The organism is Cupriavidus yeoncheonensis, from assembly GCF_905397275.1.
Classification (GTDB): Bacteria; Pseudomonadota; Gammaproteobacteria; order Burkholderiales; family Burkholderiaceae; genus Cupriavidus; species Cupriavidus yeoncheonensis.
Map to the genome: position 1 here is coordinate 1 of NZ_CAJPUY010000040.1, position 23,594 is coordinate 23,594.

Below are 23,594 nucleotides of genomic sequence, written 5' to 3' on the forward strand. Positions count from 1 at the left end.
CCTGCTGGCCCGCCGTCAGCGCATCGGCCTTGCCGTTGTCGAGCGTGTAGGTCCAGGCGCCGCTACCGCTGTCAAACGTGAAGGTACCGTAGGTGCCCGTGAGGCTCTCGGGCGCCACCGCGGCAAAATGCGCCTGACCAGCGTCCACATCATGCACGGTCAGCGTGCCGCTGGCCAATGCAACATTCTCCGGCGCATTACCGGCACTGGCAGCAGCTTCCGATACTGCCGTATGTTCATTGGCTGAGGCGGTGATCGTCGCACCGTCGTTGGCACCCGTGATCCGGATGCTCAAGGTCGAAGCCATACTCGCCTGGCCGTCTGTGGCGCTGTAGCTGAACACATCCTGGACATGTTCGCCGTCACAAAGAGCCTGCACCTTACTGCTGCCATTGTTCAGCGTATAGGAATAGGTGCCATCGGCACTTAGGGTCAGCGTACCGTACTGCCCCGTGTAGGTGCCGGGATTGACTACTGCCAGAGCATTGCCGTCCACGTCGCTGTCATTCGACAGGACGTTGCCGCTGATCGGATTCGGCGAGTTATCCTCCCGGATGCCATTCGCGTCCTCGGCGGCAACGGGTGCGTGGTTATCATAGCCGGCAAAGTCAGACTTGGTCAGCTCGTGCGTGCCGTTGAGCCGAATCACCATTTCCGCCGTGGCGGGATTGCCGTCGACATCCACATAGACGTAAGTATTGCCGCCGGATTGCTGGAACCATGCGCCATGAGCCGTGGGTGTACGCCCGCCCCATGCGAAGCCGGCATCGCCCAGGACCGGACGGAGATCGATGTGGTCGGAGCCGCGGACAAAGTCGGTAATGACGTCCATGCTGGCAGCGGTGGAATCCGATACCGAGGCATAGACGAACACGTCGTTGCCGCGGCCGCCGCTGAGCGTGTCGGCGCCTGCACCGCCCTGGACGGTGTCGTTGCCACCCTCGCCGTAGATGGTGTCGTTGCCGTTGCCGCCGAACAGGAAGTCGTTGCCCCCGATTTCTGCGTTGTTGCCATTGTCGCCGTAGATCAGGTCGTCGCCGTTGCCGCCATAGATTCGGTCATTGCCGGGCTGGGGCGACTCGTGGCCGCGGCCGGCCAGGTAGTCGGCATAGGTGTCGAAGCCGTCGCCGTACAGCGTATCGCCGCCGTTGTCGGTTCCGTTCGCGCCGGGGGCGCTGTCGATGCTGCCGATCACATCGTCACCGCTGCCGCCATAGACTGCATCGACACCATTGCCGCCCGCCAGGTTGTCGTTGCCGAGGCCGCCGAACACCCGGTCCTTGCCATTGCCGCCCAGCAGGGTGTCATTGCCACTACCGCCTTCAATGATGTCGTCGCCGTTGCCGCCATCGACGTAATCATTGCCATCGCCAGCCGAGACGTAGTCATTTCCGTTGCCACTGAGGATGGTGTCGCTCGCGGCGGTTCCGTTGATGTTGTCGTTCCCGTTCGTACCGCTCTGTGTGGCCATGATTTCCCCTCCGTCATGAATGGCAGCCCGTTTGTCCGGCCATGCCTGTCATCGTGATTCGCGGGACGGCTGCCCGCGCTTTCGATCAGCGTTCCCGAAACGCCATTTCCTTGGTCTTGACAATCGGCTTAAGCAGGTAGTGCAGGATGGTCTTCTGACCGGTCAACACGTCCACCGTGGCCACCATGCCAGGCAGAATCGCGACTTGTTCAGTGCTGCCGGTCGGACGGTTGCCCCGCGTGCGCACCCGCACCAGGTAGTAGCTCTCGGGTCGCTCGCCAGGACGATCGGGCGTCAGCGTATCGGCGCTGATATGTTCCACCGTGCCTGGGAAGCCACCGTAAATCGAAAAATCGTACGCCGACAGCTTGACCATGGCCGGCTGCCCCGGCCGCAGGAAGGCGATGTCGGCCGGCCGCACCCGCGCCTCCACCAGCAGCGTGTCTTCCAGCGGCACGATTTCCACCAGATCCATGCCGGGCTGAATCACGCCGCCGACGGTATTGATCTTGACCTGCTTGACGATGCCGGCCAACGGGGCGCGCACCAGGGTACGGTCCACGCGGTCCTGCAGCGCGGTATTGGTTGCACTCTGCGCCTGCTGTTCGGCCTTGGCCTGGTTGAGATCCTGCATGGCCTCGGCGCGGAAATGCGTGGTGATTTCATCGATCTTCTTCTGGATCTCGCGGTAGGCCGCATCCAGGCGCGGCATGGCCAGCCGTGTGGCATCGAGTTCGCCCTGCAGGTCGTTGGCCTGGCGCTCCAGCCGCAGCAGGTCCACCTCCGAAACCACGCCCTGCGCCACCATGGGGCGCATCATGGCCAGCTCCCGCGACACCAGCCCATGGCTCTGCCGCAACTGCTGCTCACGCGAGCGCTTCTCCGACAGCTCCTGGCGACGCTGCTCCGCCTGCTGGCGCAGCACTGCGAGATTGGCTTCCAGGGCGCGCTTGCGTGATTCATACAGGGAACGTTCCTCAGTCACGAACCCCCGGTTTCCGGCTTCCGCGTCCGTAGCGGCGCCAAACGGCTGGCCACCGGCCTCGGCGCTCAACCGGGCGATCCGGGCCACCAGGGCATCGTCCTTCGTCCGGCCCTCCTTGTAGGAGGCAGTGAAGCGGGTGTCGTCGATGCGCATGAGGGGCTGGTCCTTGCTCACCACCTGACCTGGCCGCACCATGATTTCCGCGACGATCCCGCCTTCGAGGTTTTGCACCACCTGGACCTGGCTGGAGGGAATCACCTTGCCCTCGCCGACCGTGACTTCGTCCACCCGCGCCAGCGCGGCCCATGCGAGGCCGACCAGCACGAAGGCCAGCGTGGCCCACAGTATCCAGTGCGAAAAGTGGCGCGGCGCGGCGAAGGCCGCGGCGTTGCGTTCGCTCATAAAGGCGCTGTCGTCGTCGGACGCCCGCAGGGCCGACACGATGCGCCGCGCCAGCGGGGCGCGGCCTGGCTCAGGCCGAGGCAACATGAAGCTTCCTCCCCGCCAGGGCGTTCAGCACCTCGGCCTTGGGCCCATCGGCAACGATGCGACCCTGGTCCATCACGATGAGCCGGTCCACCAGGCTGAGCAGCGACCCGCGATGCGTGACCAGCATGAGCGTTCGCCCTGCCAGTGCGCTGGCCAGGCGGGCCTTGAACTGTTCTTCGGTACGGTTGTCCATGGCGCTGCTGGGTTCGTCCAGCAACAGCAGTGGTGGCTGCTGCAGTTCGGCGCGGGCGATGGCAATAGCCTGGCGCTGCCCGCCCGACAGGCCCTCTCCTCGCTCGCCCAGGCGCAGGTCGAACCCGTCCGGCAGGCGGTCGATGAAATCGCTGACGCCGCCCAGCCGCGCCGCGCGCAGCACCGCGTCGTCGGCGGCATAGGGCGCCCCCATGACGATGTTGTCGCGCACGGTGCCACTGAACAGCACGACGTCCTGCGGCACATAGCCGATATCGCGCCGCAGCGCCGTCGGATCGAGCTGGCGCACTTCGGCGCCATCGACCAGAATGGTGCCGGCGTCCGGGGCATAGAGGCCCAGAATGAGCTTCTCGATCGTGGTCTTGCCCGAACCGATGCGCCCGATCACCCCCACCCGCTCGCCGCTGGCGATGCGGAACGAAACATCGTCCAGTGCTGCACCGGCACGACCCGGATAGCGGAAGCTGACCTGGCGAAACTCGATCTCGCCGCGCAGCCGCGGGCGATGAATAAAGTGCTTTTCGGGCGGCCGCTCGACCGGCAATTGCATCATGCGGTCCAGCCCGGCCAGCGCCGTGCGGGCCTGGTGATAGCGCGTAGCCAGCGCCGCCATCTGCGACAGCGGGGCCAGCGCCCGGCCGGCGAGGATGGTGCAGGCAATCAGCCCGCCCGTGGTGAGGCGGTCTTCGGCAATCAGATAGACGCCCAGCACCACCACCGCCAGCGCGGCGGCCTGCTGGGCGAACAGCGAGAAGTTGATCACGCAGGCGGATAGCAGGCGCGATTTCAGCCCAAGCCTGGCCATCTGCCCCACCACTTGCTCCCAGTTGCGCTGAGCGCTGCCCTCCGAGCCGGTGGTCTTGATGGTCTCCAGTCCGACCAGTGTTTCGACCAGCGCGGCCTGGCGCTGGGACGCGCAGGCGCTGGTGGCGCGAACCGCCCGCGACAGCGGCCCCTGCAGTGCCAGGCTCACGCCGATAACCAACGGCACCGTCAACAGCGGCACCCATGCCAGCGGCCCGCCCACCCAGAATATCGCCGCGATGAAGACTATTGCGAATGGCAGATCGATCAACGTGGTAATGGTGGCCGAGGTGAGAAACTCCCGTACCGACTCGAACTCCTGCAACTGGCTGCTCAGGCTGCCTACCGAAGCCGGCCGGGCCTTCATCTGGATGCCCAGCACGCGCTCGAACACACAGGCGGAGACCGTGACATCGATGCGCCTGCCAGCTACATCTACGAAGTAGCCGCGCAAAGTACGCATCAGCAAATCGAAGGCAATCACCAGGCCGACGCCGATCGCCAGCGCCCACAATGTTTCCATCGCATGGTTGGGCACCACGCGGTCGTACACATTCATGGTGAACAGCGGCATGGCCAGCGCGAACAGGCTGAGCAGCAGCGAGGCCACCAGCACTTCGCCATAGAGCGTCCACGACTGGCGCATCGCACCCCAGAACCACTGGCGCGGCTGCGCCGCCTCAGCATCGGCCGCGGTTTCGAAGCGGTGCGCGGGGCGCGCGAAGATGGCATGGCCAGCGTAGCGGGCGTCCAGCTCCTCGCGCGTGAGCTCCTGCTCGCCATCACCCGTCTCAGGCATCGCGACCAAGAAGCGGCCGTCTTCCTGGCGACGCACCAGCAGGCAGGCCTGGCTCGACTTGAGCAGCAGGATCGCCGGCAGCACCAGGTCAGGGATGTCGTCGAGACGGCGTCGGACCAGCTTGGCTGACATGCCGGCTCGCGCGGCCGCACGCGGGAACAAAGCGGGGCTCAGGCGGTTAGCTTCGAGCGGCAGGCCTGCCAGTAAGGTCTCAGCCGATACCGGCCGGTGAAATGCGCGCGTGAGCCAAAGCAGGCATCCCAGCAGAGGGTCGTCGGCGTCCGCGCGTGGCTGCGCTGCGGGCGGTATTTCCCAGCCGGCGTCTACTGCTTGCGGAAAGGGCGCTGCCGTATTGGCATCCATGGCGGCCCGCTACGCGTTCGCAAAGATCAACATCGGGACACGACGGCGGCGCATTGTGCCGGGCCGTTCGGCGGGCGCCGGTTCCTTTTTCCAAAGTTCGGACGCGGTGTGCCGCGCGGCCGGCCGACGTCCGCATTCTAAGCATCCAGCCATGGCTTCCCCCGATACCATTGGTGTGATGTCGACACGAGCATAACTAAAGTGCTTGCGCCGAGGCATCATCCAAATGGCTGCACGCTACGTAGGCACTTGGCGGCAGGGATCATCCATTTGCGGTATGGCACAGTCGGCCATCGTCATGACAAGCACTGTCCGATATCAAGACTCCCTGCAACGAGCACGTGCGGTTCGTCAGCCACCCGCAGTGTCCGCGGAACTGTGCCGGTTGTGGAGGCGGTTATGCATCGTCTCGCAGCGGATAATTCCGACGGAATACGCCTGATCGCCCGTCGATCGGCGTGCGGCGGCTATCGATACTCCCTCCGTATCATTGCAAACCCAATCAGTATTGGACGAAGCCAGGCAGCCGCCCATACGATGCAGCGAACGGTCCACCGATACGAACGAGGACCGCGCCAACCCAACGCAGAGGCCGCCGTCCCGGTGACCCCGGAGGCACCAGCAATACCCCGCCCCCTCCACCCAATCTACTGAGATCAAGCATGAACAAGCCTTGCATCATTTCTGTTGCGATCACGGGATCACTGCCGCGCAAGAAAGACAATCCGGCTGTGCCGATCACAGTGAACGAGCAGGTGGAATCGACCCAGGCGGCATTCGAAGCCGGGGCGACCCTGGTTCATCTCCACGTACGCAACGATGACGAAACGCCCACGTCGAATCCCGATCGTTTCGCGCTGGTGCTGGAAGGCATTCGCAAGCACGCACCGGGCATGATCACCCAGGTGTCCACCGGCGGTCGCTCCGGAGCCGGCAATGAGAGAGGCGCCATGCTATCCCTGCGGCCCGACATGGCCTCCCTGGCAACCGGCTCGGTCAATTTCCCAACCCGGGTCTATGACAATCCGCCGGACCTGGTCAACTGGCTCGCCGCCGAAATGAAGGCCTACGGCATCAAGCCAGAAGTCGAGGCCTTCGACTTGTCGATGATCTTCCAGGCCGCAGCGATGCAGGCGGCGGGCGCGATCGTCGGTCCCCTGCACATCCAGTTTGTGATGGGCATCAAGAACGCAATGCCTGTCGATCGCGAAGTGCTTGAATTCTACGTTCGTACCCTCAAGCGCCTTTCGCCCGATGCGACATGGACCGGCGCCGGCATCGGCCGCGATCAGCTGACGATGGCTCGCTGGTCTCTCGAACTCGGGGGGCACTGCCGCACCGGGCTCGAGGACAATGTGCGGATGGACAAGGATACGCTCGCCCCGTCCAATGCCGCGCTTGTGCGCCAGGTTGCAGAGCTTTGCGAGGCGTATGGTCGCCCCGTCGCGACCGCGGCCCAGGCTCGCGAGATCCTGAGTCTGAGCTGAGCAGCACTCTCACATCGCTCACCGCAACACCAACGTCAAGCCGTTCATCTGGACCAAGGGCGCGCGCTTCAGAACATCAGCGGCCGCTGCGCGGCATCCAGCCCGCCGTCGATGAACACCACATTGCCATGCAGGTACGCAGCGTCCGGCCCGCACAGGAAGGCAATCAGCGCAGCCACCTCTTCAGGCCGGGCGCGGCGGCCCAGCGGCGATACGAAGTCGCGGATGGCATCGCCATAGCGCGGATCCTTCAGCCCCGCCTGCAGCAGCGGCGTTTCCACCGCGCCCGGCGCGACCACGTTGAGGCGCACCCCTGCCCGGCCCCACGCCGCCGCGCGTTGCCGCGCGGCGGCCGTGACCGCGTGCTTGGAGCTGGCGTAGGCGATATAGCCGGCCTGGTCGCGCGTGGCTTCGGCCTGCCCGGCGGCTGCCACCATGGCCAGCACGCCGGCCTCGTCGCCGGCGAGGTAGGCATCGCGCAGCGGGCTGCCCTCCCACGACTGGAGCGTGGCCGAGTTCGACGACACCACCACCGCGCCAGGGTCCGAGCCCCGGCACAGCGCATCGAACAGGCCGTCGAGCAGGGCCACCACGCCGAAGTAGTTGACCGATGCCACCAGCGTGGCGGGGTCGACATGCGGGCCCAGCCCGGCGCAGCACACCAGCTGGTCGATGCGGCCGCCCGAGCGCGACAGCGCCGCATCGATGGCGGCAGTGCGCCCCGGCGCGGTGGACAGGTCGGCAACGATGTCCGCGTCGCGCAGATCCACGCCGATCACCTGGCAGCCCTCGGCCAGCATGCGCTGGCGCACCGCCGCGCCCATGCCGGACGCGGTGCCGGTCACCACAACGGTCCTCACGGTCAGCCCTCGAACACGTGGCGCAGCACCGGCGGCTCGATGTCGGCGAGGTTCATCTCGACCACGCGCCGCGCCACGCTGGACGGGCGCACCTGCTCCACGTCGGTGTAGAACTGCTGGTACCAGTCGCGCATCTGGTAGATCGGCCCGTCGCCCTCGCACAGCAGCGGGTTGTCGATGCGGATCTTGCTGTCCCAGATCGCCACGTCCTCGTAGAAGGCAGCGCGGGCCTGCTCCACATAGGCTTGCGCCATGGCGCGGTTCTGCTCGTCGGACAGCCCCGCGATCTTCTTCACCAGCACGCCATAGCGCAGCACGAAGCTGTTCTGGTCGATCGGCACATGGCAGTTGAGCAGGATCGAGTGGATCTGCTGGTCGCCCATCTGCCCGGTCATCTCGGTGATGTGGTACGCCGGCCCGAAATACGTCGACAGCGCCGTCAACTGCGCATCGCCGGACAGGCGCGCGCTACGCCCAATCATCAGCTGCGTGGCCTTGTGGCCTTCGAACAGGTTGGCGAAGTAGTCCACCGGCGAGCCGTGCACCACGCCGAAGTGCGCCATGTCGGAGATGTTGTCGACCAGCTCGCGGCAGTTGGTGCGGATCAGCATCTCGTCGATGGCCCAGTCCGACCACTCCGGCGAATAGCAGGCGTCGATGCGCGGGATGGCCACTTCCGGCGGCGCCGGGCTGCCCTCGGGATCGTGCCAGATGAACAGCAGCCGGTTCTGCTCGCTGGTCTCCCAGGCGCCGACACGTGCCTTGGGCGGCACGCGCTTGCAGTAGGGGATGGATTTGCAGCCGCCATCGCCGCCCCACTGCCAGCCGTGGAATGGGCACACTAAATTGTCGCCCTGCACGGTGCCGGTGCTCAGGTCCGCGCCCATGTGCGGGCAGTGGCCGTCGATCACGCGGATGGCGCCGGTCGAGTCGGCGAACGCGGCCAGGCGGCGGCCGAAGATGTCCAGCGTGTGCGGCTTGCCGTCGCGGTAGGCGTCGGCAAGGCCCAGGCAGTGCCAGCCGCGCGCGTAGCGGTCCGTGGGCGGGCGCGATTCGATCTTGTAGCCGCTGATGCCGTTCGTGCTCATGGTGTCTCCTTGATATCCCGTGGGAACTTCAAGATACGAGCGTCCGCCCGGCGGCTCATCGTCCCATCGGACTACTGCAGTGCGACCAGGCGCGCCAGCGCCGGGTCGTTGCCGGGGCCATGCACGCAGCTGACGCCGGCGGGATCGTAGATCCTGGCCACGCAGCCATTGCAGCTGTCGCAGGCCGAGCGCTGCACTATGCCCCTGTGCCAGTTGGCGACCAGTGCGGGATCATGGATCAGCGCACGCGCCAGCGCGATGCCGTCGAAGCCCTCTTCCATGAGCTGCGCCACGTTGCCGATCGACTTGACGCCGCCGACGTACGCCAGCGGCATGCGCACCGCCCGCCGTACCACGCGCGACGCTTCCAGGAAATACAGCTCGCGGAAAGCGAGATCGCGCGGCGTGCTCTTCTCCAGCATGGTGATGCCGAAGCGTGCCAGCGCGGTCGGGGCGGCGGCCTTCATCTGCGCCGTCGGCATCGGGCTGCCGAACAGCGCCCAGGGACTTTCCACGTTGCGGCCGCCACTGAGCGTCAGCAGGTCGGCCCCTTCCGCCTCAAGGATGCGCGCGGTCACGGCCGAGTCCGCGGGCTGGTTGCCGCCCGGCACGCAATCGCTGACGCTGAGCTTGCAGCACACCGCAAGGTCGGCGCCGACGGCCTCCTTCACCTGCCGCAGCACCGCCGCCGGGAAGCGGGTCCGGTTCTCCACGCTGCCGCCGAACGGATCGCGCCGCCGGTTGCTCAGCGGCGACAGGAACTGGTTGAGCAGGTAGCCGTGCCCCATGTGGATCTCGACCGCATCGAAGCCGGCCTCGCGCGCCAGCCGCGCCGCCGCGGCAAACTGGCAGGCAACCCGCGCCATGTCGGCTTCACGCATGGCGCGCTGGAAATACACGCCATGCATCATGCCGAAGGCATTGAGCCCGGACGATGCGCTGCCCGGCGCGCGGCTGCCGCCGTGGCGCATGGTGGTGAACGAGCCCGCGTGCGTGATCTGCAGGCAGGCCGCCGCGCCTTCGCGATGCACAGCGTCGGTCAGCACGCGCAGGTGCGGCACCTGTTCCCCGCGCATGCTGAGCTGGTGCGAGAACGTCAGGCCGTCGTCGGCGACCGCCGCGTAGGCCACCGTGGTCATGCCCACGCCGCCCGCGGCAAGATCGCGGTGATGCCTCACCAGCGCCTGCGTGGGAAGGCCGTGTGGCGTCATGCCTTCATTAGCGCCCGCCTTGATGAAGCGGTTGCGCAGCGTGAGCGGGCCAAGGCGCAGCGGCGTGAAGGCCGCCGCCGCCGATGTCTGGGTATCGCGCATCCTGTCTCTCCGATGTCGCCTGCGTGGCTCAGGTCGCGTCCGATTTCAGCGCGTGCGCGGGCCGTACCGTCTGGCCGCCTGCCGCGGCCGCGGCAGTGCTGGCCGCCGCGCGGGCGCGCTCCTCATTCTCCACCCCCAGCCACGCCGCCAGCGCCGGCAGCAGCGATACCGCGCCGAACAGGTTCACCAGGAACATGAAGGCCAGCAGGATGCCCATGTCGGCCTGGAACTTGAGCGCGGCAAAGGCCCAGGTGCCCACGCCGATGCACATCGTCAGCGCCGTGAACAGCGCCGCCGAGCCGCGCTGGCGCATGGCCTCGGCAAAGGCCTGCGGCAGCGCCTGGCCTTCTTCGCGGATCTGGTGCTGGATGCGCTCGTACAGGTAGATGCCGTAGTCGACGCCCACGCCCACGCCCAGCGTGATGACCGGCAAGGTCGACACCTTCAGGCCGATGCCGAGCCGCGCCATCAGCGCATTGCACAGCACCGACACCAGCGTCAGCGGCACGATGATGCACAGCACCGCGCGCCAGGAGCGGAACGTCAGCAGGCACAGCAGCGTGATCGCGCCGAAGATCGCCAGCAGCATCGCCACCTCGGCCTCCTCCACCGCTTCATTGGTGGCCGCCATCACGCCGATATTGCCGCCGGCCAGGCGGAACGCCACATTGGGCGTCTTGTCGGTGGCGTTGAAGCGGCGGATCTCCCGGATGATGTGGGCAATGGTCGCGCCTTCGTGGTTGGCGGTGTAGATCAGCACCTGGATGGCCTGGCAGTTGGACGTATTCATGCCGTTGTCCGGGTCGTAGGCCTTGGCGCCCTGGCTCAGGCCCTCGCTGCTGCGCGGCAGCGCCTCCCAGCGCGGATTGCCTTCGTTGTAGGCGCCGATCACCACCTTGGCCAGCGACGACACGCTGACCACCGACTGCACGCCGGACACGCCGCGCATATGCATCTCGAAGCGCTCCACCGCGCTCATCACCGGGTAGTGCAGGCAGCCGTCGTCGAAGTCGGTCGGCTCCACCACCACGGTCAGCGCATCCGAGCCGATGTTGTACTGGCCCACGATGCTGGCGCTGTCGCGGTTGTAGCGCGAATCCGCGCGCAGCTCCGGCGCGCCGGTGCCGACATCGCCGATCTTCAGGCCGCGCGATTCGATGGCACCGGCCGCCAGCAGCGCCAGCGCGGCCAGGAACACGCAGAGTGCGGGCGCCGGGCGCGCCAGTGCGCCAAACTTCTGCCACAGCCCGCCATTTCCCTGCCCTTTCTCCTGCGCGCGCCGCGCCTGCGCCCGCGCCAGCGCCGACGGCTCCAGCCGCGTGTACGACAGCAGGATCGGCAGGAACACCTTGTTGGTCACGATCATCAATAGCACGCCCAGGCAGGCGGTAATGCCAAGCTCGCGCACGATATCGATCTCGATGCGCATGATGACCATGAAGCCCAGCGCATTGGTCAGCAACGCCACCGTGCCGGGGAGGAACAACTTGCGGAAGGCCGCGCCGGCGCTATCCAGCGCATTGAGCCCCTGCACCACCTCCTGCTTCCAGGCGTTGGTCATCTGCACCGCATGCGAGACCCCGATCGAGAAGATCAGGAACGGCACCAGGATCGACATCGGATCGATGCCGTAGCCCAGCAGCGGCAGCAGGCCCAGCAGCCAGCACACCGGCAGCAGCGCCACCACCAGCGCCAGCACCGTGATGCGCAGGGAGCGCGTGTACAGCCACAGCAGCAGCGCCGTCACGGCGAAGGCCAGCGCGAAGAAGCCCATCACGCCCGCGATCCCCGCCTCGACATCGCCCACCAGCTTGGCGAAGCCGACGACGTTGACTTCGACATCGGTGCCGCCGAACTGCGCGCGGATCTTCTCGAGCTGGCGCGCCACGGTGCCGTAGTCGATGGTCTTGCCGGTGTCCGGGTCGGTCTCGCGCAGCTCCGCGCGGATCAGCGCGGACTTCAGGTCATTGCTGACCAGCCGGCCGATCTGGCCTGAACGCGCCACATTGCGCCGCACCTTGTCGAGCTCGTCGGGCGCGCCGGAGAAGCGTCCGGGCACCACCACGTCGCCGCGAAAGCCGGCCTCGGTCACCTCGGTGTAGCGCACGTTGGGCGTGAACAGCGAGAACACGCGCGAACGGTCCACGCCGGGGATGAAGAACACTTCATCGGTGGCGTGGCGCAGCTTGTCCATGAAGGCGGCGTTGTAGATATCGCCGTCGCCCTTCCAGCGCAGGCTCACCAGCACCGTATTGGCACCCGAGAAGGTGCTCGCGTACTTGGTGAACACCTGCATGTACGGGTGCTGCAGCGGGATCATCTTGTTGAAGCCGGGATCGAGCCGCAGGCGCGTGGCGGAGAAGCCCAGCGCCATGGTCACGGCCAGGCATAGCAACAGCAGCAGGCGGCGCCGGCGCATCAGCACGCTGGCGCAGGCATCGACGAAGCGGCCCAGGCGGCCGGGGGAGTGGGGGCGGGTCATGATGGTTCTCGCGTTCGGTCGTGCGGGTTCAACGGGGCGGGCGCCGGGGGGGAGCCGAGCCGGATTTCAGCGCGTGGCCGCGAGCGTGGCGCCGGACAGGCCGCCGTTGCCACCGAGCGCCAGCGTGTCCTTGCCGGTCGGGACCAGCGCGGCCAGGGACTGCGGGCTGCCGGCCGGCAGCGCCGCGAAGTGGCGCCCGCCGTCGGCGGACATCACCAGCATGCCGCCCTGCCCGGCCAGTACGATGCGGCCATCGGCCAGCTCGGCGCCACCGAAGAACGAAGTCCTGAGGCCGGTTTCCGCGGCCTGCCAGGTCGTGCCGAAATCCTCGCTGCGCAGCGCGTTGCCGCGCATGCCGTAGGCCAGCCAGGCGCCGTCGCGCAGCGGCAGCGCGCCGTACAGCGAGCCTTCATAAGGGGTCTTGAGCGGCTCCCAATGGCTGCCGCCATCGGTCGAGCGCAGTACCAGGCCGGCTTCGCCGACCAGCATCAGGCGCCCCTGCGCATCCGCGGCGATAGCGTTGAGGTGGCGGTCCTGCATAGTCTTGTCCGGCGCCGCGTCCCAATGCCTGCCCTGGTCATGCGAGACCAGGAGCCGGCCAAAGCTGCCCACGGCGAACCACGGCCCGCTGGCCTGGGCCAGGGCGCCCAGCAGCGGGTCGGACGATTGCGAGTCAAAGGCAACCTGCTGCCAGTGCGCGCCGCCGTCTTCGGTGCGCAGGATCAGGCCGCTGTGGCCGACCGCGATGCCCAGCCGGCTGTCGGCGAAGGACACCTGCGTCAGCGTGGCGCCCTGCGGCTGGTCCACCGTTGCCTGGCGCCAGTTGCGCCCCAGGTCGTCGCTGAGCAGGATCTTGCCGCGCTCGCCGACCGCGACCAGGCGCTGGCCGGCGCGGGCGATGCCGTTGACCTGCAGGCCGTCGGGGCGCAGTGCGGTGGCCGGGAACGGCGGCAGCGGACGCGGCGCGAAGGCCCATACCGCGGTAGCCAGCACGGCCACCGACATGGCGATGCCGATCAGTCGTTTCATTTGTCTCCTCCGTTCTGGAGTGGTGGCAGGCGGCCTCGTGGCGGGCCATGCATGCCGGGGCTGCCTGGTGCAGCGAACTGTTCTCCGCGCTCTCCCATGAATGGGAGAGCGCGGAAAACCGGCGGTTCTTGCTACAGCACGTCGAACAGCGCGGCCGCCCCCATGCCGCCACCGATGCACATCGTCACCACCGCCTGCCGCACGCCGCGGCGCCGGCCCTCGATCAGCGCATGCGCGGCCATCCGGGCGCCCGACATGCCGAACGGGTGCCCGACCGAGATCGCGCCGCCGTTCACGTTGAGCCGCGCATCGGGGATGCCCAGCTTCTGCTGGCAGTACAGCACCTGCGAGGCGAAGGCCTCGTTCAGCTCCCACAGCCCGACGTCGGCCACCGTCATGCCGTAGCGCGCCAGCAGCTTCGGCACCGCGAACACAGGGCCGATGCCCATCTCGTCGGGCGCACAGCCCGCCACGGCCATGCCGCGGTAGCGGCCCAGCGGACGCAGGCCGCGGCGGCGCGCTTCGTCGGCGCTCATCAGCAGCACGGCGGCAGCACCGTCGGACAACTGCGAGGCATTGCCTGCGGTGATGTGCTCGCCCTCGGCCACCGCCTGCCCGCCGCTCCAGACCGGCTTGAGCGCGGCCAGGCTGGCCGCCGTGGTATCGGGCCGGTTGCATTCGTCCTGCGCCAGCGTCACGCTCTCGTGGCCCGTCAGCACGCCGGCCTTGTCGAACAGCACGCGGCGCGTTTCCAGCGGCACGATCTCGTCGTCGAAGGCGCCGCGCCGCTGCGCCTCGGCGGTGCGCTGCTGGCTGCGCCAGGCGTAGGCATCCTGCTCGGCACGGCTGATGCCGTAGCGGCGCGCCACCACCTCGGCGGTCTCGATCATCGCCATATAGGCGGCCGGCTGCCGCGCCAGCACCGCTTCGGACTGGGCGCGGTAGCTGTTCTTGTACTTGTTCTGCGTGAGCGAGATCGACTCCGCGCCGCCGGCCACGATGATGTCGGCCTCGCCGCACTGGATCGCGCGGGCACCCGCGGCGATCGTCATCAGGCCCGAGCCGCACATGCGGTCCATGGTCATGCCCGGCACGCTGTCGGGCAGCCCCGCGGCCACCGCGCACAGGCGGCCCAGGTTGTAGCCCTGCGTACCCTGCTGCGCGGCCGCGCCGATCAGCACGTCGTCGATCTCGGCCGGGTCCACGCCCGCGCGCTCGACCACCGCGCGCACCACGTGGCCACCCAGCGCCGGGGTCTCGGTATCGTTGAAGGCGCCGCGGAAGGCCTTGCCGATGGGGGTGCGCGCAACGGCGACAATGACTGCTTCATTCATGCTCGGTTCCCTGTGGTCAGAAGTAGTAACGGCTGATGGTCTCGGCCACGCAGGCGGGCTTGGCCTCGCCTTCGATCTCCACCGTCATGCGCACCACCGACTGCACGCCGCCCGGCAGGGTCTCGGCCCGCACCAGTTCGCCCACGCCGCGCACGCGCGCGCCGACGCGCACCGGCGCCGGGAAGCGGACCTTGTCGCAGCCGTAGTTGACGCCCCACTTCATGCCTTCGACGGTGACCAGTTCCGGCAGGAACTGGTTGACCAGCGCCAGCGTCAGGTAGCCGTGGGCAATGCAGCCACCGTAGGGGCCCTGCGCGGCGCGCTCCGGATCGACGTGGAGCCACTGGTGGTCGCCGGTGGCATCGGCGAACTGGTTGACCTGGTCCTGGGTAATGCGGGTCCAGGCGCTTTCGCCGAGGCGTTGGCCGACGGCGGCGTGGATGTCTTCGGCAGAACGGAAAATGCGTGGCATGTCTGGTTCCTACTCTTGTTCCCGATTCCGGCTGTGCTGCCCGGCCTTGCTTGCGTTCAGGCGCGCTGGCTGCTCACCGGCAACACCTCGCCGGTCATATAAGACGCGTAGTCGCTGGCCAGGAACACCATCACATTGGCCACCTCCCACACCTCCGCCGCGCGCCCGAAGGCTTCACGCTCGCTGAGCTGGCGCAGCAGGTCGGCCGGCGCCGACTTCTTCAGGAAATCGTGCAGCGCGATGCTGGGCGCCACCGCGTTGATGCGCACACCGAACTCGGCGGCCTCCATCGCGCTGCAGCGCGTCAGCGCCATCACGCCGGCCTTGGCCGCGGCGTAGTGCGACTGCTCCTTCTGCGCACGCCAGCCAAGCACCGAGGCGTTGTTGACGATCGCGCCGCGCCGGCGCCCCTGCATGTGCGGCAAGATCGCGCGCGTCATGCGGAAGGTGCCGGTGAGGGAAATATCGATCACGCGCGACCACTCGGCATCGTCCATATCAACTAGGCGGCGCGAGCCGCCCAGCCCGGCGTTGTTGATCAGCACGTCGGTGCCGCCGAGCGCCTCTTCCGCGGCGGCCACGAGTGCACGGACCTGCGCTTCGTCGGACACATCGCAAAGCTGTCCATGGATCGCCTGCAGCCCGGTTTCCGCACGCAGACGCCCTACGGCTTCGTCCAGCCGCTTGGGATGGACGTCGGAGATCATCAACGCGCGGCAGCCCTCCTCCGCGCAGCGGCGCGCCGCGGCAAAGCCGATGCCGGCGCCCGCGGCCGCGGTGATGAGGACGCTCTTGCCGGCGAGCAGCTGGTGGCCGGGCACATAGGCCGGCGCTGCGGGGGCTTCGTAGGCTTCGATGTTCTGGGTCATGACTGTCCTCGAGCTTCGCGCGGCATGCCAAGGCCGCGTTCGGCGATGATGTTGAGCTGGATTTCGTTGGTGCCGGCGTAGATGGTGTCGGCGCGCGAGAACAGCGCCATCTGCTGCAGGCGGGTGCGGCGGGCGTCGCCGGGGTCGAGCACATTGGCCAGGGGGCCCAGCACGTCCAGCGCGAGCTGGCCCAGGTCGCGGTGCCAGTTGGACCAGTAGTACTTGTAGATCAGCGCCTCGCGCTGCAGGGCGGTGCCACCGTCCTGGCTGGCCTGCGCCGCGCCGGCCAGCATGCGCAGCGCGTTGGCGCGCATCACGCGCAGTCCGGCCCAGGCGCGCGCGATGCGCTGGCGCACCAGCGCATCGCGGCTGCTGCCGTTGTCGCGCGCCGTCTGCGCCACCCATTCCAGCTCATGCGTGAACTGCATCTGCTGGCCGAGCGTGGAAATGCCGCGCTCGAAGCCCAGCAGCGCCATGGCGATGCGCCACCCGTCGCCGGGCTCGCCCAGCACGTCGGCGGCCGCGGCGCGCGCGCCGTCGAAGAACACCTCGTTGAATTCGGCGCCGCCGCCCATCTGCCGGATCGGGCGGATCTCGATGCCGGGCTGGTCCAGCGGCAGCATCAGGAAGATCAGCCCCTTGCTGCCGCGCGAGCCAGGCTCGCAGCGCGCCAGCACGAAGATCCAGTCGGAATCGTGCGCGAGCGAGGTCCACACTTTCTGGCCGCTGACCAGCCAGTCGCCGCTGGCGGCATCACGTACGGCGCGCGTGCGCACATTGGCCAGGTCCGAGCCCGCGCCGGGTTCCGAATAGCCCTGGCACCAGAACGTAGTGCCATGGCGGATGCCGGGCAGCAGGCGCGCCTTCTGGTCCTCGGTGCCGAAGGCGATCAGGGTCGGACCGATCAGGCCCTCGCCGATATGGCCCATGCGGCCCGGGCCGCCGGCGCGCGCGTATTCCTCGTGGAAGATCACCTGCTGCATCACCGGCAGGTCGCGCCCGCCATGCGCGCGCGGCCAGCCCAGGCCGGTCCAGCCGCCCTCGGCCAGGCGCCGTTCCCAACCCTTGCGCAGCGCGGGAAAGGCGTCTTCGTCGCCGGGGCCGCCGCGGTGTTTCAGGCAGGCGAATTCGCCTGCCAGGTTGGCGGCCATCCATCGGGCCACCTCGGCGCGGAAGGCCGACTCTTCATGCGCGGTCATGCTGTTCTCCAGGCTTGCGACCCGCTATCGACGAAACGGGCAAGGTATGCGAGCGCGGCGCCGGCACCGCCGAGCCAGTGGCTGGCGGCCTGCGCGCGCTTGAAATAGAGCTGGGGGTCGTATTCCCAGGTGAAGCCGATGCCGCCATGCAGCTGGATGGCCTCCTGCGCGCCAAAGCGCAGCGCTTCGTCGGCCGCGACGGAGGCGGCGGCGATCTCGATCCGGGCATCGGCCATAGCGGCCATAGCGGCCATAGCGGCCCTATCGACCATAGCGGCCGCCTCCCATGCCTGCGCCGCCCCATACACCGCCGAGCGCGCGGCTTCGACCAGCACCATCATCTGCGCGCAGCGGTGCTTGACCGCCTGGAACGAGGCGATGGCGCGGCCGAACTGAATACGTTCCGACGCGTAGGCGACGGTCAGGTCCAGGCACTGCTGGGCCGCGCCGAGTTGCTCGGCCGCCAGCATCAGCTTGCCGTGCCACCACGCCTGCGCCAGGCCTTGCGCCGCGGCATCGCCACGCGCCAGGCAGGCGTCCGCGCGCACCGGCAGCCCGTCGAGCCGCAGCGACGCCATGGGCCGCGTGCGGTCGAGCGTATCGAGCGAGGCCAGCGCGAAGCGCGCCTCATCGGCCAGCGCAACCGGCTCCAGCACGAACAGCGCGGGCTCGCCGCCATCGAGCGTGGCAGGCACCAGCAGCCAGTCCGCGCCGGCGGCGTCGTGCACCTGCGCGGCGCTGCCATGCAGCACGAAGCCGTCCGCGTGCGCCCGGGCGGTGATCGCGACAGCGCCGTACTGCCAGCCACCATCGGCCGGCCATACCGCGGCGGCGCGGCACTCGCCCGCGGCCAGCCGTTCCAGCCACTGCGCACTGCCGCGCGAACCCAGGGCAGTCTGCAGCCACGGCGCGGCGACGCAGGCCGTGGACCAGAACGGCACGCACGCCAGGTGCTGCCCGAGCTGTTCCTGCAGCAGCGCCAGCCCCGGCGCGCCGAGTCCGGCGCCGCCCACGGCTTCAGGCAGTGCGATGCCGCACCAGCCCAGCTCGCCCGCCACCGCGCGCCACAGCGTGTCGTCGTGGGCCGGGCCGGCCTCGGTCGCGCGCCGCACCGCCGCCGAATCGCTGTGCGCGGCAAGATAGTCGCGCGCGCTGTCGCGGACCATCCGGTGTTCGACAGAAATGGAGAAATCCATGGCTGTCGCGCTCAGGCGCCGTAGACCGGCTGGGGCGGCTCGGCCTGCGCCAGCAGTCCGGCCACCGCCGCGCCGACTTCCGCCGGTTGCCAGCGTGCGCCCTTGTCGGCCTTCGGCCCGGTGCGCCAGCCGTCGGCCATGGACACCATGCCGCCGGCCGCCTCGAACATGCGCCCGGTGACCTGCGCCGAGTCCGCACTGCCCAGCCACACCACCAGCGGTGCGACGTTGGCCGGATCGTAGTAGTCGAAGCCGCCTTCCGGCGCCTTCATCATGTCGGCGAAGACCTGCTCGGTCATGCCGGTGCGCGCGGCCGGCGCCAGTGCGTTGGCGGTAATGCCGTAGCGGCCCAGCTCGGCCGCCTGCACCAGCGTCAGCGCGGCAATGCCGGCCTTGGCCGCGGCGTAGTTCGACTGCCCGACCGAGCCTTGCAGCCCCGCGCCGGAACTGGTGTTGATGATGCGCGCGTCGACCGCGCGCCCGGCCTTGGCCGCGTCGCGCCAGCGCCTGGCCAGCAGGTTGGCCAGGCAGAAGTGGCCGCGCAGGTGGACGCGCATCACGTCGTCCCAGTCCGCCTCGGTGAGGCTGAGGAACATGCGGTCACGGCAGATGCCGGCGTTGTTGACCAGCACGTGCACCTCGCCGAAGGCTTCGACCGCCGCATCGACGATGCGCTGCGCGGTGGCCAGCTGCGTGATGTCGTCATCGCTGGCGAGCGCGGAGCCACCGGCCGCGCGGACTTCCGCGCAGACCGCCTCGGCCGCTTCGCGCCGGATGTCGTTGACGACCACGTTGGCGCCCTCGGCGCCGAATGCCAGCGCGTAGGCGCGCCCCAGCCCGCCGCCGGCGCCGGTGATGATGACGGTGCGTCCGTCGCAGATACCCATGGCGTTCTCCTTACAGGCGTTCGATGATGGTGACGTTGGCCAGCCCGCCGCCTTCGCACATGGTCTGCAGGCCATAGCGGCCGCCAGTGCGTTCGAGTTCGTGCAGCAGCGTGGTCATCAGGCGCGCGCCGGTGGCGCCCAGCGGGTGGCCCAGCGCGATGGCGCCGCCATTGGGGTTGGTGCGCTCGGGCGCGTAGCCGGTCTCGGCCAGCCACGCCATCGCCACCGAGGCAAAGGCCTCATTGATCTCGACCACGTCGATATCCGACAGGCGCAGGCCGCTGCGTTCCAGCGCGCGCTTCGTCGCGGGGATCGGCGCGGTCAGCATCCACAGCGGATCGTCGCCCAGCACGCTCATATGCGCGATGCGCGCACGCGGGGTGAGCTGGTAGCGCTTGAGCGCCTCTTCGGAAACGATCAGCAGCGCGGCCGCGGCGTCGGCGGTCTGGCTGGACACCGCCGCGGTCAGCGAGCTGCCCGGCAGCAGCGGTTCCAGCGCGGCCATCTTCGCCAGCGTGGTATCGGGGCGCGGCGTCTCGTCCTGCTTCACGCCCTCGCACGGCACGATCTCGCGCGCGAAGCGGCCGCCCTCGATCGCAGCGGCCGCACGCTGGTGGCTTTCCAGCGCATAGGCTTCCATGGCCTCGCGCGACAGCTTCCAGTGCTCGGCAATGCGCTGCGCGGCGTGGAACTGCGATACCGGCGCATCGCCGAAGCGCGCCTGCCAGCCCTTGCTGCCCGAGAACGGGTCGGCAAAGCCCAGCGCCTGCCCGGCCAGCATCGCCGACGAGATCGGGATCTGCGTCATGGTCTGCACGCCGCCGGCGATCACCACGTCCTGCGTGCCGCTCATCACCGCCTGCGCGGCAAAGTGCACGGCCTGCTGGGACGAGCCGCACTGGCGGTCCACCGTCACGCCCGGCACGGTCAGCGGCAACCCGGCCGCCAGCCATGCGCTGCGCGCGATATTGCCGGCCAGCGGGCCGATGGTGTCGACGCAGCCGAATACCACGTCGTCGTAGTCCCCGGCGGGAATGCCGTTGCGGCGCACCAGTTCGGCCAGCACGAAGCCGCCCAGGTCGGCGCCGTGCATGTGCGACAGTCCGCCCTTGCGGCGCCCGGTGGGCGTACGCAGGGCATCAACGATATAGGCGTCTTTCATGATCATTTCTCTCTTTCGATTCAGGCGAAGGTCGCCCCGGCGCCGATGTCATGCCCGCCGTCCAGGATGTGCGCGCCCACGCGCGCCTTGTGGAAGGCACGGTCGCCCCAGCTTCCCGCCAGCGCCCAGGCCCGCTTGGTGAAGATCTGCAGGTCCAGCTCCCAGGTGTAGCCCATCGCGCCATGCACCTGGATCGCCTGCCGTGCCGCGGTCCACGCACAGCGCGCGGCCGCCACGCGGGCATGCGAGACGTGCAGGCCCGCATCCGGCAGGCCATGCGCCAGCGCGGCCGCGGCGCGCAGCAGCACCGGCTTGGCGAATTCAAGCTGGATCGCCACGTCCGCCAGCAGGTGCTTGACCGCCTGGTAGGCGCCGATCGCCTTGCCGAACTGCTTGCGCTGCGCGCTGTAGTCGATCGCCAGGTCGAGCATGCGCTGCGTCAGCCCCAGCTGCTGGGCGGCCACGCCGAGCGCGCCGCGGTTCAGTGCCATGTCCCACAGGCCGGTGCCGGCGGGGATCAGTTCGGTGCCCGCGTCGGGCTGCCACGCCAGCTCGAACAGGCGGCGCGACGGATCGAGGCCGGTGCGCGGCGTCAGCGTGACATGGTCCGGGCGCAGCAGGTGGACAGCGCCGTCGTGCGCGCACAGGATGGCGTCGGCGACATGGGCGTCGGCCACCAGCCGCTCCTGCGGATGCGCGACCGCCACGCGGGCATCGCCCGTGGCAATGCGCTCCAGCAATGTGGCGCAGCGCTCGCGCGCCGATGCATGCGGAGCGACGGCGAGCGCATCGCGCAGTAGCCCGGCCGCCACCAGTGCCGTGTCAAGCAACGGCTCGGGCAGCGCGAAATAGCCGCACGCCTGCGCCAGCGGTGCCCATTCCACCTCTCCCAGCGCCAGCCCGCCCTGCTCCTGCGGCACCATCAGGCCGGTCAGCCCCTGGTCGGCAAGCTGGCGCCACAGCGCGTCGGAGCGGCCCGTGTCGGTGTTCCAGAGCTCGCGCGTCAGTTCCGGCGTCATCTCTGTCATCAGGAAGCGCCGGATCGCCTCGGCGAACTGTTCCTGTTCTTCGGTCAGTGTGAAATCCATCGTGTTTCCCCCGGGTGCCGTCACGCGCGCGGCATGCCGAGCAGGCGCTCGGCGACGATATTGCGCTGGATCTCGTTAGTGCCGGCATAGATCGGCCCGGCCTGCGAGAACAGGAAGCCGTCCAGCCAGTGGCCGAGCGAACCCGGCGGCTGGCCCGCGGGCGCGACTTCCGCCGCCTGCCCCAGGATCGCCAGCGCGGTGTCGTGCATATGGATGTCCAGCTCGGACCAGAACACCTTATTCGTGCTCGACTCCGCGCCGATGTGGCCGCCGCGCACCAGCCGGCTCGCGGTGGCGTAGGTGGACAGCGTGTAGGCCTCGGCATCCATCCATGCGCGCAGCACCGCGTCGCGCAGCGACGGGTCGCGGTCCGCGGCCTCGCGGTTGGCCTGGTACAGCCGGACCAGCGCGCGCGCGGTTTCCTGGAAGCGGGCCGGCGAGCGCAGCATCAGGCCGCGTTCGAAGCCGGCCGTGGCCATGGCCACCTGCCAGCCGGCACCTTCGGCGGCCAGGCGGTTCTCCACCGGCACGCGCACGTCGTCGAAGAAGATCTCGGCAAAGCCGGTCTGCCCGTTGAGCTGGCGGATCGGCCGCACGGTGATGCCGGGCGTATTCAGCGGCACCAGCACGAAGGTCAGCCCGTGGTGGCGCGTCGACGCCGGATCGGTGCGGAACAACCCGAACAGCCAGTCCGCCCACACCGCGCGCGTCGACCAGATCTTCTGGCCGTTGATTACATAGTCATCGCCATCGCGGATCGCGCTGCAGCGGATCGCGGCCATGTCGGAGCCGGCGTTCGGCTCGGACCAGCCCTGCGCCCAGATATGCTCGCCCGAGGCCATGCGCGGCAGGAAGCGCGCCTTCTGCGCCTCGGTGCCGAACTCCATCAGCGTGGGCCCGAGCAGGAAGATGCCGTTCTGGTTGACGCGCATCGGCGCGCCGGCACGCCAGTACTCTTCCTCGAAGATCAGCCACTCGATCAGGTCGCAGCCGCGCCCGCCCAGTTCGGCCGGCCACGTGACCATGCTCCAGCGGCCCTGGTCGAGCGTGGCTTCCCACGCGCGGTGCTGGGCAAAGCCCTCTTCGGTGTCGAAGCTGGCCAGCGGCGTGCGCGGCACGTGCGCGGCCATCCAGTCGCGCACTTCGGCGCGAAAGGCGCGCTGGGCGTCGGTATATTCAAGCTGCATCGCGTGCCCCCTCGTTCCCTGTGCCGGAGCCGGCGAAGCTGGCTTCGCGGCCTTCGACGAAGGCGGCGCGCGCCTCGCCGGAATCCGCGCTCATATAGGCCTGCAGCGTGAAGCCCTGCTCCCAGCGGTACTTGTCCTCCAGGTTGCCGTCTTCCACGCCGTTGAGCGCTTCCTTGGCGAGCTGCAGCATGGCCGGGCTCTTGGCCGCGATCTGGCGGGCCAGCGCCATGGCGGCGTCGCGCAGTGCCGCGCGCGGGACCACGCGCTCGACCGCGCCAAGACGGTAGGCCTCGGCGGCATCGATCATCTCGCCGGTGAAGTACATCGCCCTGACCTTCTGCACGCCGAACATGCGCTGCAGGTGTGCGCCGCCGCCCATGGCGCCGCGGTCGATCTCCGGCACGCCAAAGCGCGCGCACTCCGACGCGACGATGATGTCGGCCGCGCCGCAGATGCCGATGCCGCCGCCCAGCACGAAGCCGTGCACGGCCACGATGACCGGCTTGGGATTGCGGTGCACGGCGCGGAAGGTGGCGTAGTTGCCGGCGTTGACGCCGACGATGCGCTCCGGGTGTGCCGACAGCTCCTTGATATCGACGCCCGCGCAGAAGCCGCGGCCTTCGCCGCGCAGCACGATCACGCGCACGGCCGGATCGGCGCCGAGGCGGTCGATGGCGGCGGCCAGCGCGTGCCAGCCGGCGTTATCGAGCGCGTTGACGGGCGGGTGGTCGATCACCAGTTCGGCGATGCCATCGGCGGTGTCGATGCGGAACGGCCCGGTCTTGTGGTTGATTTGCATGGTTTCCTCTGTCTGTGG

19 protein-coding genes are annotated in these 23,594 nt (G+C 68.8%); 1 reads left to right on the forward strand and 18 read right to left on the reverse strand.

The genetic code is table 11. The features are described from left to right. The 3 genes from KHO22_RS30995 to KHO22_RS31005 all read right to left on the reverse strand — a co-directional run. A partial coding sequence (locus tag KHO22_RS30995) for a VCBS domain-containing protein (protein WP_211951014.1) occupies window positions 1–1,471 on the reverse strand: 1,471 nt, incomplete at its 3' end. Window positions 1,472–1,556: 85 nt separating this feature from the next. Beyond that, on the reverse strand, window positions 1,557–2,945 hold the full coding sequence (locus tag KHO22_RS31000; protein ID WP_211951015.1) for an HlyD family type I secretion periplasmic adaptor subunit: 1,389 nt from the start codon (window positions 2,943–2,945) through the stop codon (window positions 1,557–1,559). Continuing rightward, entirely contained in the window at window positions 2,929–5,124 is a 2,196-nt protein-coding gene (locus KHO22_RS31005; RefSeq protein WP_211951016.1) for a type I secretion system permease/ATPase, read from the reverse strand. The genes KHO22_RS31000 and KHO22_RS31005 overlap by 17 nt, the downstream gene beginning before the upstream one ends. 662 nt (window positions 5,125–5,786) lie before the next feature. Between KHO22_RS31005 and KHO22_RS31010 the strand changes: the two genes are divergently transcribed. Continuing rightward, entirely contained in the window at window positions 5,787–6,611 is an 825-nt protein-coding gene (locus tag KHO22_RS31010; protein ID WP_211951017.1) for a 3-oxoadipate:acetyl-CoA acetyltransferase, read from the forward strand. Between the two features lie 68 nt (window positions 6,612–6,679). On the opposite strand, the gene KHO22_RS31015 is transcribed toward KHO22_RS31010, so the two are convergent. From KHO22_RS31015 to KHO22_RS31085, 15 genes are all read right to left on the reverse strand, one after another. Then, window positions 6,680–7,471, reverse strand: a complete 792-nt coding sequence (locus KHO22_RS31015; RefSeq protein WP_211951018.1) for an SDR family oxidoreductase — start codon at window positions 7,469–7,471, stop codon at window positions 6,680–6,682. A gap of 2 nt (window positions 7,472–7,473) precedes the next feature. Continuing rightward, window positions 7,474–8,559: a 3-ketosteroid-9-alpha-monooxygenase, oxygenase component gene (locus KHO22_RS31020; protein ID WP_211951019.1), complete on the reverse strand. Its 1,086-nt coding sequence runs from the start codon at window positions 8,557–8,559 to the stop codon at window positions 7,474–7,476. Window positions 8,560–8,630: 71 nt separating this feature from the next. Next, window positions 8,631–9,872 (reverse strand): NADH:flavin oxidoreductase, encoded by a 1,242-nt coding sequence (locus tag KHO22_RS31025; protein WP_211951020.1) that lies wholly within the window; start codon window positions 9,870–9,872, stop codon window positions 8,631–8,633. 28 nt (window positions 9,873–9,900) lie between these two features. Next, complete coding sequence (locus tag KHO22_RS31030; RefSeq protein ID WP_211951021.1) at window positions 9,901–12,354, reverse strand: efflux RND transporter permease subunit; 2,454 nt, start codon at window positions 12,352–12,354, stop codon at window positions 9,901–9,903. A gap of 66 nt (window positions 12,355–12,420) precedes the next feature. Next, complete coding sequence (locus KHO22_RS31035) at window positions 12,421–13,383, reverse strand: WD40/YVTN/BNR-like repeat-containing protein (RefSeq protein ID WP_211951022.1); 963 nt, start codon at window positions 13,381–13,383, stop codon at window positions 12,421–12,423. A 131-nt stretch (window positions 13,384–13,514) separates the two neighbouring features. Then, window positions 13,515–14,717 carry an acetyl-CoA C-acyltransferase gene (locus KHO22_RS31040; RefSeq protein WP_211951023.1) on the reverse strand — a complete coding sequence of 401 codons (1,203 nt, stop codon included), beginning with the start codon at window positions 14,715–14,717 and terminating at the stop codon, window positions 13,515–13,517. Window positions 14,718–14,733: 16 nt separating this feature from the next. Then, complete coding sequence (locus KHO22_RS31045; RefSeq protein ID WP_211951024.1) at window positions 14,734–15,189, reverse strand: MaoC family dehydratase; 456 nt, start codon at window positions 15,187–15,189, stop codon at window positions 14,734–14,736. Window positions 15,190–15,245: 56 nt separating this feature from the next. Next, on the reverse strand, window positions 15,246–16,058 hold the full coding sequence (locus KHO22_RS31050) for an SDR family oxidoreductase (protein WP_211951025.1): 813 nt from the start codon (window positions 16,056–16,058) through the stop codon (window positions 15,246–15,248). Next, the gene (locus tag KHO22_RS31055) at window positions 16,055–17,257 is read right to left on the reverse strand and encodes an acyl-CoA dehydrogenase family protein (protein ID WP_211951026.1); all 1,203 of its coding nucleotides are present in this window, start codon (window positions 17,255–17,257) and stop codon (window positions 16,055–16,057) included. The genes KHO22_RS31050 and KHO22_RS31055 overlap by 4 nt, the downstream gene beginning before the upstream one ends. Further along, complete coding sequence (locus KHO22_RS31060) at window positions 17,254–18,453, reverse strand: acyl-CoA dehydrogenase family protein (RefSeq protein WP_211951027.1); 1,200 nt, start codon at window positions 18,451–18,453, stop codon at window positions 17,254–17,256. Before KHO22_RS31060 ends, KHO22_RS31055 begins: the two co-directional genes overlap by 4 nt. An 11-nt stretch (window positions 18,454–18,464) precedes the next feature. Beyond that, a complete protein-coding gene (locus KHO22_RS31065; protein WP_211951028.1) occupies window positions 18,465–19,340 on the reverse strand; it encodes an SDR family oxidoreductase in 876 nt (291 codons plus the stop codon). Between the two features lie 10 nt (window positions 19,341–19,350). After that, window positions 19,351–20,502 carry an acetyl-CoA C-acetyltransferase gene (locus tag KHO22_RS31070; RefSeq protein WP_211951029.1) on the reverse strand — a complete coding sequence of 384 codons (1,152 nt, stop codon included), beginning with the start codon at window positions 20,500–20,502 and terminating at the stop codon, window positions 19,351–19,353. A 20-nt stretch (window positions 20,503–20,522) separates the two neighbouring features. Then, on the reverse strand, window positions 20,523–21,590 hold the full coding sequence (locus tag KHO22_RS31075; protein WP_211951030.1) for an acyl-CoA dehydrogenase family protein: 1,068 nt from the start codon (window positions 21,588–21,590) through the stop codon (window positions 20,523–20,525). 20 nt (window positions 21,591–21,610) lie between these two features. Continuing rightward, window positions 21,611–22,777, reverse strand: coding sequence for an acyl-CoA dehydrogenase family protein (locus tag KHO22_RS31080; RefSeq protein WP_211951031.1), 1,167 nt, complete (start codon window positions 22,775–22,777; stop codon window positions 21,611–21,613). Continuing rightward, window positions 22,767–23,576 (reverse strand): enoyl-CoA hydratase family protein, encoded by an 810-nt coding sequence (locus KHO22_RS31085; RefSeq protein ID WP_211951032.1) that lies wholly within the window; start codon window positions 23,574–23,576, stop codon window positions 22,767–22,769. Before KHO22_RS31085 ends, KHO22_RS31080 begins: the two co-directional genes overlap by 11 nt. Window positions 23,577–23,594 lie beyond the last annotated feature (18 nt).